This window comes from Achromobacter ruhlandii (assembly GCF_902859695.1).
In the GTDB taxonomy this organism is placed as follows: domain Bacteria; phylum Pseudomonadota; class Gammaproteobacteria; order Burkholderiales; family Burkholderiaceae_B; genus Achromobacter; species Achromobacter ruhlandii.
Map to the genome: position 1 here is coordinate 149,779 of NZ_CADIJL010000012.1, position 18,787 is coordinate 168,565.

Sequence of the window (18,787 nt, forward strand, 5' to 3'; positions counted from 1 at the left end):
GGGGACGGGGCTCGCAGCCGGATCAAGCGTAGGCGCGAATCGCATGGCGCGGCAGCTCCACCCAGCAACGGCTGGCAGCGTGAGGCCCCAGCAGGGCATCTCCGGTTTCAGGGGACACGATCGAGTGCACGGTGGCGCCGGGCACGCCTTCCAGGCGCAGCGCCAGGCGGTAGCCGCGGCCCAGGAACACACCGTCCAGCACGTCGGCCAGCATGGTGTTGGGCTGCTCCGGACGCGCCACGCTCACGCGCACCGCCTCGGGCCGCACGAACAGCTTGCCGACGTTGCGCTCCAGCGCCTCGTCCACCGCCAGTTCCTGGCGGCCGACGCGAGCGTGGTGCGCATCGATGCGCTCGAACGGCAGCCAGTTGGCCTCGCCGACAAAATCGGCGATGAAGGCAGAACCCGGCTGGCGATACAGCTCGCGCGGGGTGCCGAATTGTTCAATGACGCCGCCGTTCATGACGGCGATGCGGTCGGCCATGACCATGGCCTCTTCCTGGTCGTGCGTCACCATCAGCGTGGTGATCGACAGGCGTTTCTGCAGCGCGCGCAATTCGATGCGCAGATGTTCGCGCACCCGCGCATCCAGTGCCGACATCGGCTCGTCCAGCAGCAACAGGGACGGCGACGGCGCCAGGGCGCGGGCCAGCGCCACGCGCTGCTGCTGGCCGCCGGAGATCTGTCCTGGATATTTATGGGAAGCGCCGGCCAGGCCCACCAGCGTCAGCATTTCCTCGACCCGGTCGGCCACATGCTTGCGATGGGCGCGCTTGCCACTCAGGCCATACGCCACGTTCTGGGCCACGGTCAGGTTGGGAAACAGCGCATAGGACTGGAACAGGATGCCGTAGTCGCGCTCTTGCGGCTCGGCATGGGAGATGTCACGGCCCGACAGCAGGATGGTGCCGCTGTCCTGGCGCTCCAGGCCGGCGATGGCGCGCAGCAGCGTGGTCTTGCCGCACCCCGAGGGACCCAGCAGGCACACCAGTTCACCGGCGCGGATATCCAGCGACACATCCGAGAGCGCCGTATGGCTGCCGAAGCGCTTGACGAGATTGCTGACCGAAAGAAAGCCCCCGCGCTGCGCTCCGGGCTGGGGCGTAGCGCCCGTCGGAACAGTGTTGGTATCGCGTTGGAGCTGTTGGGCCATGGGGCCTCCGGTCTGGGAACGAAGGCAGTATGGAAGGCGCGTATTGAGTGTTTATGACACTTCGCGTAAATGCAGTAATAAAAACATCAAATTATTTTGGTGTACTGGCGGTCTTGCGCAATCCGTCCACCGATTCATCCGTTTACAGGCCCTGCCCAACGTGCTCGTCGCCGAACTGAAATCCTTCTATGCCGTGGCTCGCTGCGGCACCGTCACCAAGGCCGCGGCCCAGTTGGGCGTCAGCCAACCCACGGTGACGGGGCAGCTGCGCCAGTTGGAATCGCGCTATGGCGTCGAGCTGTTCCATCGCCAGGGTCGCGGCATGCGACTGTCGGATGCCGGGCACAGCCTGATGCCGATGGTCGAAAAGCTGGTGCAGCAGGAAACCGAGATCGATTTCCGGCTACGCGACGCCAGCGACCTGCGCGAGGGCAACCTGCGCATCGGCGCCACCGGGCCGTACTACATCATGGACACGGTGCGCCGCTACAACCAGCTCTACCCCGGCATCGACCTGACCGTGGCCATCGGCAACTCGCAGAGCATGCTGCAGGCGCTGCATGATTATCGTATCGAGATTGCCACGTCCTCGTTTCTGATGGATGACAAGCATTTGTACCGCCGCATGATCGCGGCCGATCCGATCCGCGTGGTGACGCACCGCGGCCACCCGCTGGCGCGGCGCGGCAAGGTGGCGCTGGCGGACCTGGCCGACCACGCGCTGCTGCTGCGCGAACCCGGATCGATGACGCGCCAGCTGACCGAAGAAGCCCTGCAGGCGGCCGGCGTGACGGTCAAGCGCACGCTGGAAATCGGCAGCCGCGAATCGATCCGCCAGGCGATCCTGTGCGAACTGGGCATCAGCCTGATCCCGTCACGCGAAATCCCGTCCCATCCCGAACTGGCGGCCCTGGACATCGAGGGCGCCGATGTCGTGATGCATGAATACCTGTACTGCCTGCGCGAGCGCCAACCGGTGCAGCTCATCGCGCGCTTTCTGGAGATGGCGCCGGCAGCCGGCTGATCCGTGGGATCACTGCCCCGCCTCTTCCCCTTGCGGCCACTCAGGAGACAACCATGGCCTTGACCCTGCAGGACATCGAACAGCTTTTCCTGGAACGCGGGCACCGTTCCTATCATGGCGAATCCGTCAGCCACCTGCGCCACGCGCTGCAGACCGCGACGCTGGCCGAACGCCATGGCGCCAATGCCCAGTTGATCACTGCCTGCCTGCTGCACGACCTCGGCCACCTGATCGCGGACCATCCGGACACGCCCACCCTGCGCGGCATCGACGACAAGCACCAGTATTTCGTGCTGCCGTTCCTGCGCGGGTTGTTCAGTTCGGCGGTGCTGGATCCGATCCGGCTGCACGTGGAGGCCAAGCGCTACCTCTGCTATGTGGAGCCGCAGTATGAAGCGTCGCTTTCGGAGGATTCGAAACGCAGCCTGGCGCTTCAGGGGGGCAGCTTCGATGCGGGCCAGGCGGTGGATTTCGCCAGCATGCCGGGCGCGCCGGATGCGATCCGCCTGAGGCGCTGGGACGACATGGCCAAGGTGCCAGGGCTGGCCACGCCGCCGCTGGACCACTTCCTGGAGATCGCCGAAAGCGTCTCCGGACGGGTCAAGCTGGCTGCGGTCTGGTAAGGCCGCCCCCGCGCCGTCGGGATACCACGGCGCGGTTTCAGGCCCGGCTTGCGGCCGGGCCGGCCGGCGCGCTCACTCGCCCTTGGCCACCGGCCGGGACGGATCGCTGCACCACTCGCTCCACGAGCCCGGATAAAGCCGCGAGCCGGCCAGGCCGGCGATTTCCATCGACAGCAGGTTGTGGCACGCGGTGATGCCCGAGCCGCACTGGTGCACGATGGCCGCGGGGTCGCGGCCGTCCAGCAAGGCGGTGAATTCCTCGCGCAATTGCGCCGCGTCCTTGAAACGGCCGTCGGCCTGCAGGTTCTGGCCGTTCGGACGATTCAGCGCGCCGGGAATGTGGCCGGCCACCGGATCCATCGGCTCGACCTCGCCGCGATAGCGGTTGGTGGCGCGCGCGTCGATCACGGTGAACGCGGGCCGGGCGATGTTGTCCAGCACCGCCTGCGCATCCACGCTGCCCGCGAGCGGCGCCGCTGGCGTCACCGGCGCGCCCGGCCGCACCGGCGCGGCCGCCTCGGTGGAGGTGGGCAGCCCGGCCGCCTGCCAGGCCTGCCAGCCGCCGTCGAGCACGGCGACCCGGTCGTGACCCAGCCAGCGCAGCATCCACCACAGGTGCGCGGCGTACATGCCGCCGCTGGCGTCATACGCCACCACCAGGGTCTCGGGCGTGACGCCGTGCGCCGCCATCAGCGCGCCGAACTGCCCGCGCTCGGGCAGCGGATGGCGGCCATTGTGGCCGGTGCGGGCGGCGGCCAGTTCAGTTTCATGGTCGAGATAGCGGGCGCCAGGAATGTGGCCCGCCGCATAGGCTTCGCGGCCGGCGGAGTGATTGATCAGGTCGTGGCGCACGTCGAACACGCGCACGTCCGCCGCGCCCAGGTGCGTGGCTAGGTCGGCCGCGGAAATCAGGGTCATGGTCATCGGAAATACTCCTCTGATGGGGTCGGGTTCGCGGAATCAGGCTGGCTTGGGATCGCGCATGGTGCGCCAGACCGACAGCAGACCCGCCGAAATGATCAGGCCCATGCCGGCCCAGGCCAGGCCATCCAGGGTGTCACCCCAGAAGCCCATGCCGAGCAGGGCCGCGAAGATAATGGTGCTGTACTGCAGCGCGGCGGTCAGCAGCGCCGAGCCCAGGCCGAACGCCCGCGTCATGGCCAACTGGCCGAACAGGCCGGTCACGCCCACGCCCAGCAGCGAGCTGTAGCCGGTCCAGTCGGCCTGGCCCCAGCCCTCGAAACCCAGGCCGGCGAAACTGGAGGCGCACACCGCCACCGAAAAGAACAGCACCGTGCGCCATTCGGGTTCGCCGATGCGGCCAAGCTGGCGGATCTGCATCATGGCGATCGCCGACATGGCGCCGGCGCCCAGGCCGAGCAAGGCCGCCAGCCACTGGTCTTCGTTGATGCTGGGGCGCAGCACCGCGATCACGCCCAGGAACCCCAGGGCCACGGCGGCGATCCGCACCGGATCGCGCTGCGCCCCGCCCCACCCCAGCATCCAGCAGGCGATGAACAGCGGCGCGGTGTAGTTCAGGCTGGTGGCGGTGGCCAGGGGAAGGTGGGCGATGGCGAAGAAGCCGAGCCACATCGAGGTGACGCCGGACAGGTTGCGCCACAGGTGCAGCTTCCAGCTGGTGGGCACGATCGACTGGCGCCCGGCGCGCGCCCAGATCAGCAGCAGCACCACCGACGGCAGGCCGCGGAACAGCACCACTTGCGGCAGCGTCGCGCCGTGCTCGGTGCCCAGCTTCACGAACGACCCCATGATGGCGAACATGGCGGACGCCAGCAACATCCAAAGTGCCTGCATTGGGGGTTAGCGCTCAGGTGAAAGTGAGGGGGAAATAGGGGAAAGCGATACTATACTCTCCGTCACCGGGAGCAGCGCGGCAGTCGGGGAACTGCTGCGCCGCGGCACAGTCCAATCCCGCACAAGTCCCGCTCGCTGAGGAACAAAAAAAGCATGAAACGCATCATCCTTTTCGTCATTACCAACCTGGCCGTCATGCTCGTGCTGTCGGCCACGCTACGCATCCTGGGCGTAGACCGCTACCTGACCGCCAACGGCCTGAACCTGCAGGCGCTGCTGATCTTCTCGGTCGTGGTCGGCTTCACCGGCGCCATCATCTCGCTGCTGATCAGCAAACCCATGGCCAAATGGAGCACCGGCGCCCAGGTGCTGGACCCGAACGCGCCGCGCAACCAGCGCGAGGCCTGGCTGCTGGACACCGTCCACCAGCTCGCCGACCGCGCCGGCATCGGCCGCCCGGAAGTCGCCATCTACGACGGCGCGCCCAACGCGTTCGCCACCGGCGCCTTCAAGAACGACTCGCTGGTGGCGGTGTCGACCGGCCTGCTCGAAAGCATGAGCGAAGAGGAAGTGGCCGCGGTGCTGGCCCACGAAGTGGCGCACATCGCCAACGGCGACATGGTCACGCTGACCCTGATCCAGGGCGTGGTCAACACTTTCGTGGTGTTCCTGGCGCGCGTGGTCGGCTACTTCATCGACCGCGTGGTGTTCAAGAACGAACGCGGCCTCGGGCCGGGCTACATGGTCACCGTGATCGTCTGTGAGATCATTTTCGGCATCCTGGCTTCGATCATCGTGGCCTGGTTCTCGCGCCAGCGCGAATACCGCGCCGATGCCGGCTCGGCCCACCTGATGGGCGCCCGCGAACCCATGATCCGCGCCCTGGCCCGCCTGGGCGGCCTGGAGCCGGGCGAACTGCCCAAGTCGTTCGAAGCCTCCGGCATCACTGGCAAGGGCGGCCTGGCGGCCATGTTCGCCTCGCACCCGCCGATCCCGGCCCGCATCGCCGCGCTGCAGAACGCCCGCGTGATCTGATCCCGGCACAGGCCTGGGAAAAGCCCCCACGCCGCGCCTTCGGCTTGCGTCCCCCCGGGGCGCTTTCATCGTGAGGCGGCTCGGCAATGAAAAAGCCCCTTGAGCAATCAAGGGGCTTTTTGTTGGGGGCGGCCCCGCCTCAGCACTCGACGATGTTCACCGCCAGGCCGCCGCGCGCCGTTTCCTTGTACTTGGTCTTCATGTCGGCGCCGGTCTCGCGCATGGTCTTGATGACCGAGTCCAGCGACACGTAGTGCTGGCCGTCGCCGCGCAGCGCCATGCGGGCAGCGTTGACGGCCTTGATCGAGGCCATCGCGTTGCGTTCGATACAGGGAATCTGCACCAGCCCGCCGACCGGATCGCAGGTCAGGCCCAGGTTGTGCTCCATGCCGATCTCGGCCGCGTTCTCGACCTGCTCGACCGAACCGCCCAGCGCCGCGGCCAGACCGCCCGCCGCCATCGAACAGGCCACCCCGACCTCGCCCTGGCAGCCGACCTCGGCGCCCGACAGCGAGGCGTTGTACTTGTACAGCAGCCCCACGGCCGCCGCGGTCAGCAGGAAGTCGCGTACGCCCTCGCGGTTGGAACCGGGGACAAAGCGGTCGTAATAATGCAGCACCGCGGGGATGATGCCCGCCGCGCCGTTGGTGGGCGCGGTCACCACGCGCCCGCCGGCGGCGTTTTCCTCGTTCACCGCCATGGCGTACAGGTTGACCCAGTCCATCACCGACAGCGGATCGGACAGCGTGCGCTCGGCGCGCTGGGTCAGGTTGCGGTACAGCTCCGGGGCGCGGCGGCGCACCCGCAGCGGACCCGGCAGTTCGCCATCGGCTTCGGGGTAATTGATGCCACAGCCGCGCGACACGCAGTCCTGCATCACCTGCCAGATGCGGTCCAGCCCGCCCGCGACCTCGCCCGCCTCGCGCCAGGTCAGCTCGTTCTTCATCATGAGTTGCGCCACGCTCAGGCCGCTTTCGCGGCACATGGTCAGCAGCTCACGGCCGGTGCGGAATGGGTACGGCAACTGGTCGTGCGCGGCGATGACCTGGCTGTTGGAGGCACCCGCCGTCACCACGAAGCCGCCCCCCACCGACAGGTAGCGGGCCTCGCGCAGCGACTGCCCTTCAGCGTCGAAGGCGTGGAATTTCATGCCGTTGGGGTGCTCGGCCATGGCCTCGCGGCGGTAGAACATCATGTGTTCCTTTTCCACGAACGGCACCGGATAGTGGCCCAGCAGCGGCAGCTGGCGGCTGGCCCGCACCGACGCGATCATGCCGGCGATGGCGGCCGGGTCGACCGTATCGGGCGCCTCGCCCATCAGGCCCAGCAGCACGCCCTTGTCGGTGCCGTGCCCCTTGCCGGTGGCGCCCAGCGAGCCATAGAGCTCGGCGCGCACGCTGGCCACCTTGGGCAACAGGCCGTCTCGCTCCAGCCCCTGGGCAAACAGCAAGGCGGCCCGCATGGGGCCGACCGTATGGGAGCTCGACGGGCCTATGCCTATTTTGAACAGATCGAAAACGGAAACGGCCACCGCAAAACCCCTGCATCCAAGAATGATCCGGCAATGATACGCGGAAGGTCCGGCGCTGCGCAGCAAAGCCCTGCGAGGCGTATGCTGTATTCCGGATACGGGTTTCCCCGCCCTTCCCGGCATGCGATCATTACAGAATTATTTCTTGTCATAAAAAGAAGGGAACTGCCCCAGGATGTCCGGACTCATTACCCTGCTTGACTTCGCCGGCTACGTCGCCCTGCTGCTATGGGGCGTGCACATGGTCCAGACGGGCGTGCAGCGCGCCTTCGGCGCCGCCCTGGGCGCCGCGCTGGGCCGCGCCCTCGGCACCCGCCTGCGGGCCTTCGCCGCCGGTCTCGGCATTACCGCCGCGCTGCAAAGCAGCACCGCCACCGGCCTCATGATCACCGGCTTCGCCGCCGGCGGCGTGGTCGGGCTGGTGCCGGCCCTGGCCGCCATGCTGGGGGCCAACGTCGGCACCACCCTCATCGTGCAGTTGCTGTCGTTCGACCTGACCTCGCTGGCGCCCATCCTGATCCTGGCGGGCGTCTGGATGTTCCGCCGCTATCCGCCGGGGCGCACCCGCGACCTGGGGCGGGTCTTCATCGGCCTGGGCCTGCTGCTGCTGTCGCTGCACCAACTGGTGGAACTGTTCGAGCCGTTCCAGACCGCTCCCATGCTGGGCATGATCCTGGACGCCCTGGCCACCCAGCCGGTGGCGGCCGTGCTGCTGTCGGCCGCCTTCACCTGGGCCGCCCATTCCAGCGTCGCCGTGGTGGTGCTGGTCATGTCGCTGGCCAGCCACCACATGGTGGCGCCGCACGTGGCTTTCGCGCTGGTGCTGGGCGCCAACCTCGGCACCGCCATCAACCCCATGATCGAAGGCGTCACCGGCGACGATCCCGCCGCCCGCCGCCTGCCCCTGGGCAACCTGCTGACCCGCGTCCTGGGCGTGCTGGCCGGCCTGGTGCTGCTGCCCTGGCTGCAACCGCTGATGAGCGAGATGTCCAACGACCCGGCCCGCGCCGTCGCCAACTTCCACACTCTGTTCAACGCCGTCATCGCGCTGGTGTTCCTGCCGCTGCTGGCGCCCTACGCCGCGTTGCTGACCCGCTGGCTGCCCAAGCGCGCCGACCCTAATGATCCGTCCCGCCCCCAATACCTGGATGAATGGGCCCATGATGTGCCCGCCGTCGCCCTGGGCAACGCCGCGCGCGAGGCGCTGCGCATGGCCGACATGCTGCAAACCCTGTTGCTGTACGCCCGCGCCGGCTTCAAGCGCGACAACCGGCACCGCATGGTGCAGGCCCGCCAGCTGGACGCCGCCCTCGACAAACTCGAAAACGCCATCACCACTTACCTGGCCACGCTAGACCAGGAAAACATGACGCGCGACGACGTGCAGCGCATGGACGACATCCTGGCCTTCATCAGCAACATCGGCCACGCCGGCGACATCGCCCACCATGGCCTGCTCAGCCACATCGCCAAGCTGCGCAAGCAGGGTTGGACCTTCTCTCCCGAACAACGCGCCAGCCTCGACGACACGCTGGGCGAACTGATCGCCAACCAACGCCAGGCCGCCGCCCTCTTCGTCAACGACGACCTGCGCCAGGCCCGCGCCCTGGCCGGTGAAAAGTCGCGTTTCCGCACCATCGAAACGCAGGCGGCCGACGCCCACCTGCAGAAGATCAAGGGCGGCCAGGTCGACGCCGCCGAAGTCGGCGCCCTCTACCTCGACATCCTGCGCGACATGAAGGGCATCAACTCCCACCTGGTCGGCGCCGCCGCCTACCCCCTCCTGGCCCGCCACGGCGAACTCCTCCCCAGCCGGCTGCGCGAAGCGGGGAATTAGGGCCCCCACGCCGCGCGCGCTTTGCGCGCTAGCTGCCCCCCGAGGGGGCTGCCCCGCCTTCGGGCGGCCGGGCGGCGGGGCGGCCCCCACGCGGCGCGCTTCGCGCTTGCTGCCCCCCGAGGGGGCTGCCCCGCCTTCGGGCGGCCGGGCGGCGGGGCGCCCCCCCCACACCGCGCACGCTTTGCGCGCTTGCTCCCCCCCCCGGAGGGGCCTGGCCCGCCTTCGGGCAGCCGGGCGGCCGGGCGGCTATCCTGGCGGGAGGTTTTTGAGGGTGCCCGCGCTCCCCCTCACTGGCTGCCACCGTTGGAAGCTACCCCGGCTTGAAGCAGCAATGCCGCAAGGCGGAAACACCGGCACATGCAACGTGAGCACGACGCATCACGATGCACCGCACCATGCGGCGTCACCCTACCAGCAAAACACACATCGCCATCCGCGCGCAGCGAACCCGGCCCCGACGCCCCACACCACGTATGCCAGCGCCGGCTGCCCGTGCAGCCGGCGCTGGCGGGCCCCGCAACCCTCCCGCATGCCGCCTCGGTCCAGCAGCGCCCCTAGCCTCGAAACCGGTAGCCCGGCGCGGGTGGCGCGCGGGCGGGCGCGCCGTCAGATGCGCCCGGCGGAAACCGTAGGGAGCCGAAGGCGGACGAGGTTGAGCGCGGGGAAGTCCGGAGCGAACGCTCCGGACCGCAATCGTAGGCGCGCCCACCCGCGCGCCACCCGCGCCGGGCGGGCCTACGTAGCGCCGGACGCCCCACGAAGCAACAATCGCCAAAAAAAACCGCCACGCAAACGCGCAGCGGCTTCATCACGCCCAGAGGAAAAATCCCCCCTCAAAGGTACCGCTTGAACCACTCAAGCATCCGCCCCCACCCATCCTTGGCCGCCTCCGCCTGATAATTCGCCCGGTAATCCGCCATGAACGCATGATCCGCCTGCGGATACACCACGAACTCCGACCGCCGGGCACTCTCATTGCCCGCCGCCAGCTTCGTCTTCATGATCTCGATATCCGACACCGGAATGCTGGCATCCTTGGCCCCATACAACCCCAGCACGGGCGCATGCAGGTCATTCACCACATCGAACGCATAGCGCTTGATCAACGGCCCATGCCCCGTGCTCAGCTTGCCGTACCAGGCCACGCCCACCTTCACATCCGGATTGTGCGCCGCGTACATCCAAGTCAGGCGCCCCCCCCAGCAGAACCCCGTCACCGCCACGCGCTTCGGATCGCCGCCATGCTGCGCGGCCCAGGCCACGCTGGCATCCAGATCCGCGAATACCTGCTCGTCGGGCACCTTGCTGACGATCTCCGCGATCAGCTTGGGAATATCGGTATAGGTCGACGCATCCCCCTGGCGCTCGTACAGATTGGCGGCCACGGCCAGATAGCCGGCCTTGGCGACCCGGCGGCAGACATCCTTGATGTGCTCGTGCACCCCGAAGATTTCCTGGATCACCAGCACGACCGGCAGGTCGCGCTTGCCCTCGGGCGCGGCGTAATAGGCATCGATGGATCCATCGGCCACGGGCAGCCGGAAATCCCCGTGGACCAGTCCCTGCGCATCGGTGTGGATCACGGTGGGGGCGACGTTGCCGGCGGCGGCGGAAAAACTCATGGCGAACTCCTGTGTAGGGATCAACGCGGAACCGATCCCGCGGCTCGCCTTCAGGGCATCCGCGGTGACCGGCCAGGTTCGTAAGCAAAGCCGGGTACCGCGCGCCACGGTTCAATGCGTGTGCATGTGCTCCGTACGCGCCGCGCCGTGGCCCGCGTCCGCCTCGTGGTCGTGCCCGTGGTGCATCAGGGTCGTCACGCTGTAGATCAGCGCCACGCCCACGCCCACCAGCAGCAACTGCGGCACCGCATCGGCCAGGGATACCCGTTCGTGCATCTGCGGCATCAGGTCGGCCACCGAAATGTAGAGGAAGCTGCTGGCGGCAACCACCAATACGTACGGCACCCAATCCTGCGCCTGTTGCAGCACGAAGTAGCCTATTATGCCGCCCAAGGCTGAACACAAGCTGGTGAACAGGATCAGCGCGAACGCTCGGCGGCGCGCCAGGCCGGCGTTGAGCAACACCACGAAATCGCCCAGCTTGTGGGGCACCTCGTGCACGATGATCGAGGCCGCGGTCAGCACGCCCAGGAGCGGATCGGTCAGGAAGGCCGCCGCCACCAGCACCCCGTCGCACAAATTGTGCAACGAACTGCCGATCAGGATCAGCACGCCCCCGCGACCGGCCTCATGCCGGTCGTGGCCATGATGGTGATGGTGTCCGTCGCCCTCGTGGTGATGGCTGTGGCGCAGCAGCGCGATCTTCTCCAGCACGAAAAAACCGATCAGCGACGCCAGCATCAACCCGAACAGCACGTGGGCGTCCGCCACGCCGCTTTCGAACGCCTCGGGCAACAGATGCAGGAGCGCAACCGACAGCAGCACGCCCACGGACAGGCTGACCATGTGGTGCAGGTAGTGGGCGAACACCTTGTAGGCCAGCCAGCTGGCGACAAAGACGGCGATGAGGCCACCGGTGACGGTGGCGAGCAGGACCCAGAGCAGCAGCATTGGGGGACGTATTATTGGGGAAGGAAGCGCAACATTATATTGTTACGGCCATAAAAGCAAAAATGGGCCGCCCGCGCGACGGACGGCCCACGGCCCCCTGATGTGCAGGAACCTGACTCAGTGGGCCTGCTCCCAGTTCTTGCCCACGCCCACTTCGGCCACCAGCGGCACGCGCAGCTCGGCCACGTTGCACATCAATTGCGGCAGCGTCTTCCTGACCAATTCGAGTTCGGCATCGGGCGCTTCCAGCACCAGTTCGTCGTGCACCTGCATGATCATGCGGGTCTGCAGTTTTTCGGCTTCGAGCCAGTCCTGTACCGCCACCATCGCCATCTTGATGAGGTCGGCCGCGGTGCCCTGCATCGGCGCATTGATCGCCGCGCGCTCGGCGCCCTGGCGCCGCGGCCCGGATGCGCCGCGGATTTCCGGCAACTGCAGCCGGCGTCCGAACACGGTTTCGACGTAGCCCTGTTCGCGCGCCACGCGGCGCGTGTTCTCCATATACATCGCCACGCCGGGATAGCGGGCGAAGTAACGGTCGATGTAAGCCTGCGCCGCGTCGCGCGTGATACCCAGGTTGGACGCCAGGCCAAACACACCCATGCCGTAGATCAGGCCGAAGTTGATCGCCTTGGCCGCGCGCCGCTGCTCGGACGACACGTCCGCCAGCGCCACGCCGAACACTTCCGACGCCGTGGCGCGATGGATGTCCTCGCCGGCCGCGAAGGCGCGCTGCAGGTTGGCGTCATCCGACACGTGCGCCATGATGCGCAGCTCGATCTGCGAATAGTCGGCTGACAGCAGCATGCCCTGCTCGGCAATGAAGGCCTCGCGCACGCGACGTCCGGCCTCGGTGCGCACCGGGATGTTCTGCAGGTTGGGATCGGACGAAGCCAGCCGGCCGGTGATCACCGCGGCCTGCGAATAATGCGTGTGCACGCGGCCGGTATCGGGGTTGATCATGCGCGGCAGCTTGTCCGTGTAGGTGGACTTGAGCTTGGACAGTCCGCGGTACTCCAGCAGCACCTGCGGCAGCGGATAGTCCTGCGCCAGCTTGCTCAGCACTTCCTCGTCGGTCGACGGCGCGCCGCCAGCGGTCTTGCGCACCACCGGCAGTTGCATGCGGCCGAACAGGATCTCGCCCAATTGCTTGGGCGAATTCAGATTGAAGGGCTGGCCGGCCAGTTCGTAGGCTTTCTGCTCGAGCTGCAGCATTTCCTGGCCCAGCTTGTGGCTCTGGCGGCCCAGTTCGGCGGCATCGACCTTGACGCCATTGCGCTCGATCGTGGTCAGCACCGCGGACACCTGCATTTCCAGCAGGTAGATGCGTTCCAGTCCGGCGTCGGCCGCCACCTGCGGACGCAGCACCTGATGCAATTGCAAGGTGAAATCGGCGTCTTCGGCGGCGTAGTGGCCGGCCTTGTCCACCGCCACTTCATCAAAGCCGATCTGCTTGGCGCCCTTGCCGCACAGGTCCTCGTACGAGACACCGCTGCGGCCCAGGTAGCGCTGCGCCAGGTCGTTCAGGCCGACGCCGCGATGCGACTCCAGCACATAGGCCTGCAGCATGGTGTCTTCGGCAATGCCGGCCAGGCGGACGCCTTCGTTGGCGAACACATGCGTGTCGTACTTGGCGTGATGCAGCAGCTTGGCGCGCGAGGCATCCTGCAGCCACGGACGCAGGCGTTCCAGCACCTCGGCCTTGGGCAATTGCGTCGCGCCGTCGGGGCCGCGATGCGCCACCGGAATGTAGCAGGCCACGCCCGGCGCCACCGCCATCGACAGGCCGACCAATTTGGCCTGCATCTCGTCCAGCGAAGTGGTCTCGGTATCCAGCGCCACCAGGGGCGCCTTGTCCACCAATTCCATCCAGGCATCGAACGCAGCCCAGTCATCAATGATGCGGTAATCCAGTTCCGTCGGCGCGGCTGGCACTTCGGCCGCCACGCGGGCGTCGCCCGTCGGCACGCGCTCGGCGTCGCCGGTCAGGTCACGCAGCCAGGTACGGAAACCGTAGCGTTCGTAGAGTTCTGTCAGGGTGGCGTCGTCGCGATCGCGCGGCGTCAGGTCGTCGACGCTGTCGACGTACCCGGTCAGGTCGCAATCGCACTTGACCGTCAACAGCTGGCGCGTCAGCGGGAAATTGGGAATGGCTTCGCGCAGGTTGCTGCCGGCCACGCCCTTGATGCCCTCGGCGCCCTCGACCAGTTTGTCGATCGAACCGAATTCGGAGATCCACTTGGCGGCCGTCTTGGGGCCGACCTTGGTCACGCCCGGCACGTTGTCGACGGTATCGCCCACCAGCATCAGGTAGTCGACAATGCGGTCCGGCGCCACGCCGAACTTGTTGACCACGCCCGCCTCGTCCAGCACCTCGCCGCTCATGGTGTTGACCAGCGTGACGTGGCTGTTGACCAGCTGCGCCAGGTCCTTGTCGCCGGTGGACACCACCGTGTGCACGCCGCGTTCGGCGGCGCGGCAGGCCAGCGTGCCGATCACGTCATCGGCCTCGACGCCTTCGATGGCCAGCACCGGCCAGCCCAGCGCCCGCACGGCGCGGTGAATGGGTTCGATCTGGGCCGCCAGGTCTTCCGGCATGGGCGGGCGGTGCGACTTGTATTCCGGATACAGGTCGTCCCGGAAGGTCTTGCCGCGCGCATCGAAAATACATGCGGCATACTCTGCCTTATAGTCGGATACAAGCTTGCGCAACATATTCACCACGCCGTACAGCGCACCCGTAGGTTCGCCTTGCGCGTTGCGCAAATCAGGCATAGCGTGGAAAGCGCGGTACAAGTAGCTTGAACCGTCGACCAGCAATAAGGTTTTTTTCATGGTTACAAAGGCAGATATGGCAACAACTGCGGCAACAACTGCGGCAACAATTGCGGCTACCCCCGCCGAAAAACAAATTCCGCTGATTATGTCAGAGATACGGACGGCGGCGGAAAAGCTCGCGCATATCGGGCCCGCGGTCAGTGTCTTCGGCAGCGCGCGCGTCAGCCGCAACTCCCCCCACTATGAAACCACCGTGGCCATCTCGGCCGCCCTGGCCGAGGCGGGGTTCGCGGTCATCGCGGGCGGTGGACCGGGCATCATGGAAGCGGCCAACAAGGGCGCCTTCGAAACCGGCGGCACCAGCATCGGGCTGAACATCAGCCTGCCGCACGAGGCCCACAACAACGAGTATCAAACCATCAGCCTGTCGTTTGAGTACTTTTTCTCCCGCAAGGCCACGTTCTTCATGCACAGCTTCGCCTACGTGGCGATGCCGGGCGGCTTCGGCACCCTGGATGAGCTCTTCGAGGCCCTGACGCTGATCCAGACCGGCAAGGTCCCGCCCGCGCCCATCGTGCTGGTGGGCAGCGAATACTGGTCCGGCCTGGTCGAATGGCTCGGCGGCCAGGTGTTGGGCAATGGCATGATCGGGGCGCACGACCTGGATCTGTTCATCATCGAGGATGATCCGCGCAAGGTCGTGCGCAAGGTGGTCGAATTCCACCAGAAAGTCAGCACCGAAGCGCAATACGCGCCATCCCTGCCGGCCTGACACACGCCGGCCCGCGGCGTGGACCGGCATACGCCGGGCGGCCCCGAATCGCGGCCGCCCCGCCCGCTCCTACTTGCGCATGAACGACGGCACCACGTCCGCCGGAATCGGGCAGACATACGGCTGGCCGCGGCGCATCTCCAGCAGCTCTTCCTTGGCGCGCGCGAGCGCCTCGGGCTGGCCATACAGGTCGGCCGCGGTTGCCGCGATGATCTTGGCCGCGTGCACCATGCCCTTGTGCGCCAGCGACAGCTTGCCCTGGGCCACCATCTGCCACGAATGGAACGGCGTGCCGTAGGCATAGCACGCGCCCCAGCATTGCGCCGTGGGGGTCACCCAACTGACGTCGCCGACGTCGGTCGAACCATAGCTGATCTCGTGCTTGCCGGGCTCGTACGGCGCCACCCCGCTGAACAGCGGCGTGGGGTTGCGCAGCACCGCGCCCAGATTCTTGCCGGCGTTATCGATGTCATCGGCAGAAATCGCGTCCCACATGCGACGCGCGGCCTGCTGCTCGCCGTCGGTGTACGCGGGTCCCTGCAGCGCCTGCATGTTGGCATACATGACCTGATTGAGCACGCCGTTGGGGATGTAGTTCGAGCAGGCCTTGTCAAACACGATCTCCAGCTCGCAGCCCGTCATCAGCGCCGCGCCCCGCGCCACATTCTTGACCCGCTCATATAGCTCGGCGGCCTGCGAATTGATGGGCGCGCGCACCAGGTACAGTACCTCCGCGCGGGCCTGCACCACGTTGGGCGAAATACCGCCGCTGTTGGTCACCGCATAGTGCACCCGCGCGTCCGGCACCATGTGCTCGCGCAGGTAGTTCACGCCCACGTTCATCAGCTCCACCGCGTCCAGCGCGCTGCGCCCCAGATGCGGCGAATTGGCCGCGTGCGCGGCCACGCCGCGAAAGCGGAAATAGGCCTGGATATTGGCCAGCGACGATTGATGGAAGATGCCGGTGTGGGAAGCCGGATGCCAGGTCAGCGCCGCGTCCAGGTCGTCGAACAGGCCGGCTCGCGCCATGAAGGTCTTGCCCGAGCCGCCTTCCTCGGCCGGACAGCCGTAGAAGCGGATCCGCCCGGGCAGGCCGTTGCGCTCCAGGAATTCCTTGACCGCCACCGCCGCGAAATGGGCGGCCGTGCCCAACAGGTGATGGCCGCAGCCGTGGCCATTGCCATTAGGCGTTTCCGGCGAGGGCTGGCAAGCATAGGCCCCGCTTTCCTGGCTCAGCCCCGACAGGGCGTCGTATTCGCCAAGGATGCCAATCACCGGACCGCCCGTGCCCGCCTCGGCGACGAAAGCCGTGGGAATGCCGGCCGCGTCGCGGGTAACGCGAAAGCCCGCCTCTTCCAGCATGGCGATGTGCAGTTCGGCCGATTTGTGCTCGTCATAGCGCAGCTCGGCCAGGCTCCAGATGCGGTCGCTCAGCTCGGCGTAGCGGTCGCTGCGCGCGTCAATGAACGGGGCAAGAATGTCGATGGTTCCCATCGTGTCTCCAGTGGCGGTTCTACAGGATTGGTTCTACAGGATCTACCCGCGCCGGCGACGACGCGCCACCGGCGGTGCAACGCTTACTCGTCAAGCTTGATGGCCGCAGTTTCAATGATTTTGCGGTTGGCGGCCAGCGTCTGCGCGATGCGCTGACCGAAGGCCTGCGGCGTGCCGGTGTCGGGCTCGGCGCCCAGGCTGGCCAGGCGCTGCGCCAGCGCCGGATCCGCCATGGCTTGCCGCACCGCGTCGTTGAGCTTGCCCACCACCGCGTCGGGCGTGCCGGCCGGCGCCACCAGGCCGAACCAGGTCTGGCCCAGCGCGTTCAACCGCGGGTAGCCCAGCTCGGCCAGCGTCGGTAGTTGCGCCAGCCCCGTCAGGCGCGTTGGGGCGGCCACCGCGATCGGGCGCAGCTTGCCCGCCTTGATCAGCGACTGCGCCGAGGCGTACTGGTCTTGCTGCACCTGCACCTCGCCGCCCACGGCGGCGGTCAGCGCCGGACCCATGCCGCGGTACGGCACGTGCAGCACCTCGACCTTGAGGTCGGCATTCATCGCCGCCAGGTTCAGGTGGCCGAGCGAGCCGACGCCCGGCGAACCGAAGGAATACTTGCCGGGATGGGCGCGTAGTTCGGCCAGGAACTGGGCGAAGTCGGTCGCCGGAAACGCCGGATTGACCATCCACACCACCGGCACATTCGCCACCGAGCCGACCGGCTTCAACTGGGTCGCCGGATCGACGCGCGCGGTGCCGTACAGCAGCGGATTGACCGCCATGGTGCTGACCGTGGCCATGCCCAGGGTGTAGCCATCGGGTTCGGCGCGCGCCACCGCCTCGGTGCCGATCAGGCCGCCGGCGCCGGCGCGGTTTTCCACCACCACGCTCTGGCCCAGTTCCTTGCGCAGGCCATCGGCCACCACGCGCGCCAGCACGTCGGTGGAACCGCCGGGGGCAAACGGCACGATCAGGCGCACCGGCTGCGAGGGATAGGCGCCCTGCGCGAGCGCCACGGAGGAGGCGCCGACCAGGGCGGCGCAGACGACAGCATGCAACAGACGAGACTTCATGGAACGGCGCATCCTCGAATGGAAACCGGTAGCCGGCGTCACGCCATTCTGGGCAGGGCATATCCTTATTTCAAATACATTAATGGACTCTTATATTCGCGTTTTGAATAACTCATTCCCCCGCGCGATGGATGTCGCCCCTGCCACCCTGCTTGCCCGCCTGCTGGCCAAGGGCCGCCTGCGCCACCTGCAACTACTGGCCGGCATCGCCGAACTGGGCAGCCTGCAGCAGGCCGCCGCCCGGATCGGCATGAGCCAGCCCGCCGCCACCCACGCCCTGGCCGACATCGAATCCCTGCTGGGCGTCGAACTGTTCGAGCGCCACGCCCGCGGCATGCGCACCACCCGCAGCGGACAACTGATGGCCGATTGCGCGCGCGGCATGCTCACGACGCTGCGCGCCTCGACCGACTCGGTGGCCGCCCTGCGTGGCGGCGCCTCGGGCAGCCTGCGCCTGGGCGCCATTCCGGCGGCCAGCTGCGGCCTGTTGGCCGAACGCCTGCCCGCGTACATGCGGACCCACCCTGACCTGCAGGTGGAGTTTCAGGAAGGCAGCCGCGAACAGCTGCTGCCGCTGGCGGCGGCCGGCACACTCGACATGCTCTTGTGCCGGCGCCCGGAAGCGGTGCCTGCGGGCCTGGAATTCGTCCCGCTGCAACAGGACGCCGCCGTCGTTGTGGCCACGCCAGGCCATCCGCTTCTGGCGGCTGAAGCCGCGCCGACCCTGGCCCAGGTGACGTCCCAGCTCTGGATCCAGCCCCGTCCCGAACTGGCGATCCACGCCGTCTTCACCGCCTTCTTCGAGCGCGCCGGCGTGGTGCCACGGCTCTGCCGCCTGGCCAGCGCCGCGCCGCCGATGCCGCTGCTGATCGCGGTCATGCAGGCGCAGCAGGCGCTGGCCATGGTGCCGCTGACGCTGGCCGGCTGGTATCTGCAGCACGGCCATTTCCAGCGCCTGCGGATCGAGTCGCCGGGCGCGTTCCAGCCCATCGGCGCCCTCGTGGGCGAGGCCGGCCCGGGCCGCGAGTTCCTGCACTGGCTGATGCGCGCGCCGGACCGGCAGGCGCCCTAGCCACCGCGCCGAG

Annotated in this window: 15 protein-coding genes; 6 read left to right on the forward strand and 9 right to left on the reverse strand. The window is 67.5% G+C overall.

What is annotated here, in order from left to right; genetic code table 11:
* Window positions 1–22 precede the first annotated feature (22 nt).
* On the reverse strand, window positions 23–1,153 hold the full coding sequence (locus HV742_RS16845) for a putative 2-aminoethylphosphonate ABC transporter ATP-binding protein (protein ID WP_049072431.1): 1,131 nt from the start codon (window positions 1,151–1,153) through the stop codon (window positions 23–25).
* A gap of 160 nt (window positions 1,154–1,313) precedes the next feature.
* Here HV742_RS16845 and HV742_RS16850 point away from each other — a divergent pair, with 160 nt between their 5' ends.
* Both HV742_RS16850 and HV742_RS16855 read left to right on the forward strand, forming a co-directional pair.
* Window positions 1,314–2,177: a LysR family transcriptional regulator gene (locus HV742_RS16850; RefSeq protein ID WP_006388352.1), complete on the forward strand. Its 864-nt coding sequence runs from the start codon at window positions 1,314–1,316 to the stop codon at window positions 2,175–2,177.
* Window positions 2,178–2,230: 53 nt separating this feature from the next.
* A complete protein-coding gene (locus HV742_RS16855; protein ID WP_049072430.1) occupies window positions 2,231–2,800 on the forward strand; it encodes a phosphonate degradation HD-domain oxygenase in 570 nt (189 codons plus the stop codon).
* 72 nt (window positions 2,801–2,872) lie between these two features.
* Here HV742_RS16855 and HV742_RS16860 read toward each other — a convergent pair whose 3' ends face one another.
* A complete protein-coding gene (locus HV742_RS16860; RefSeq protein WP_175145930.1) occupies window positions 2,873–3,724 on the reverse strand; it encodes a sulfurtransferase in 852 nt (283 codons plus the stop codon).
* Window positions 3,725–3,760: 36 nt separating this feature from the next.
* The gene (locus HV742_RS16865; protein ID WP_049072427.1) at window positions 3,761–4,615 is read right to left on the reverse strand and encodes a DMT family transporter; all 855 of its coding nucleotides are present in this window, start codon (window positions 4,613–4,615) and stop codon (window positions 3,761–3,763) included.
* Between the two features lie 153 nt (window positions 4,616–4,768).
* On the opposite strand from HV742_RS16865, the gene htpX reads away from it, so the two are divergent.
* A complete protein-coding gene (htpX, locus tag HV742_RS16870; RefSeq protein WP_006388347.1) occupies window positions 4,769–5,650 on the forward strand; it encodes a protease HtpX in 882 nt (293 codons plus the stop codon).
* A gap of 139 nt (window positions 5,651–5,789) precedes the next feature.
* Here the strand turns inward: htpX and HV742_RS16875 are convergent, their stop codons facing one another.
* Window positions 5,790–7,181, reverse strand: coding sequence for an L-serine ammonia-lyase (locus tag HV742_RS16875; protein ID WP_020924538.1), 1,392 nt, complete (start codon window positions 7,179–7,181; stop codon window positions 5,790–5,792).
* Between the two features lie 175 nt (window positions 7,182–7,356).
* Between HV742_RS16875 and HV742_RS16880 the strand changes: the two genes are divergently transcribed.
* Window positions 7,357–9,018 carry a Na/Pi cotransporter family protein gene (locus HV742_RS16880; protein ID WP_059269627.1) on the forward strand — a complete coding sequence of 554 codons (1,662 nt, stop codon included), beginning with the start codon at window positions 7,357–7,359 and terminating at the stop codon, window positions 9,016–9,018.
* 833 nt (window positions 9,019–9,851) lie between these two features.
* On the opposite strand, the gene HV742_RS16885 is transcribed toward HV742_RS16880, so the two are convergent.
* The 3 genes from HV742_RS16885 to polA form a co-directional block, all read right to left on the reverse strand.
* Window positions 9,852–10,640: a dienelactone hydrolase family protein gene (locus tag HV742_RS16885; RefSeq protein ID WP_175145931.1), complete on the reverse strand. Its 789-nt coding sequence runs from the start codon at window positions 10,638–10,640 to the stop codon at window positions 9,852–9,854.
* 111 nt (window positions 10,641–10,751) lie between these two features.
* Window positions 10,752–11,591: a ZIP family metal transporter gene (locus HV742_RS16890; RefSeq protein ID WP_049072423.1), complete on the reverse strand. Its 840-nt coding sequence runs from the start codon at window positions 11,589–11,591 to the stop codon at window positions 10,752–10,754.
* Window positions 11,592–11,708: 117 nt separating this feature from the next.
* On the reverse strand, window positions 11,709–14,426 hold the full coding sequence (gene polA, locus HV742_RS16895; RefSeq protein WP_049072421.1) for a DNA polymerase I: 2,718 nt from the start codon (window positions 14,424–14,426) through the stop codon (window positions 11,709–11,711).
* Between polA and HV742_RS16900 the strand changes: the two genes are divergently transcribed.
* Window positions 14,425–15,141, forward strand: a complete 717-nt coding sequence (locus tag HV742_RS16900) for an LOG family protein (protein ID WP_445343477.1) — start codon at window positions 14,425–14,427, stop codon at window positions 15,139–15,141. The genes polA and HV742_RS16900 overlap by 2 nt on opposite strands.
* 69 nt (window positions 15,142–15,210) lie before the next feature.
* On the opposite strand, the gene HV742_RS16905 is transcribed toward HV742_RS16900, so the two are convergent.
* Entirely contained in the window at window positions 15,211–16,635 is a 1,425-nt protein-coding gene (locus tag HV742_RS16905; RefSeq protein WP_068950443.1) for a M20 family metallopeptidase, read from the reverse strand.
* 83 nt (window positions 16,636–16,718) lie between these two features.
* Window positions 16,719–17,702: a Bug family tripartite tricarboxylate transporter substrate binding protein gene (locus tag HV742_RS16910; protein WP_100504095.1), complete on the reverse strand. Its 984-nt coding sequence runs from the start codon at window positions 17,700–17,702 to the stop codon at window positions 16,719–16,721.
* Window positions 17,703–17,829: 127 nt separating this feature from the next.
* Between HV742_RS16910 and HV742_RS16915 the strand changes: the two genes are divergently transcribed.
* Complete coding sequence (locus HV742_RS16915; protein ID WP_068950444.1) at window positions 17,830–18,774, forward strand: LysR family transcriptional regulator; 945 nt, start codon at window positions 17,830–17,832, stop codon at window positions 18,772–18,774.
* The last annotated feature ends 13 nt before the right edge of the window (window positions 18,775–18,787 follow it).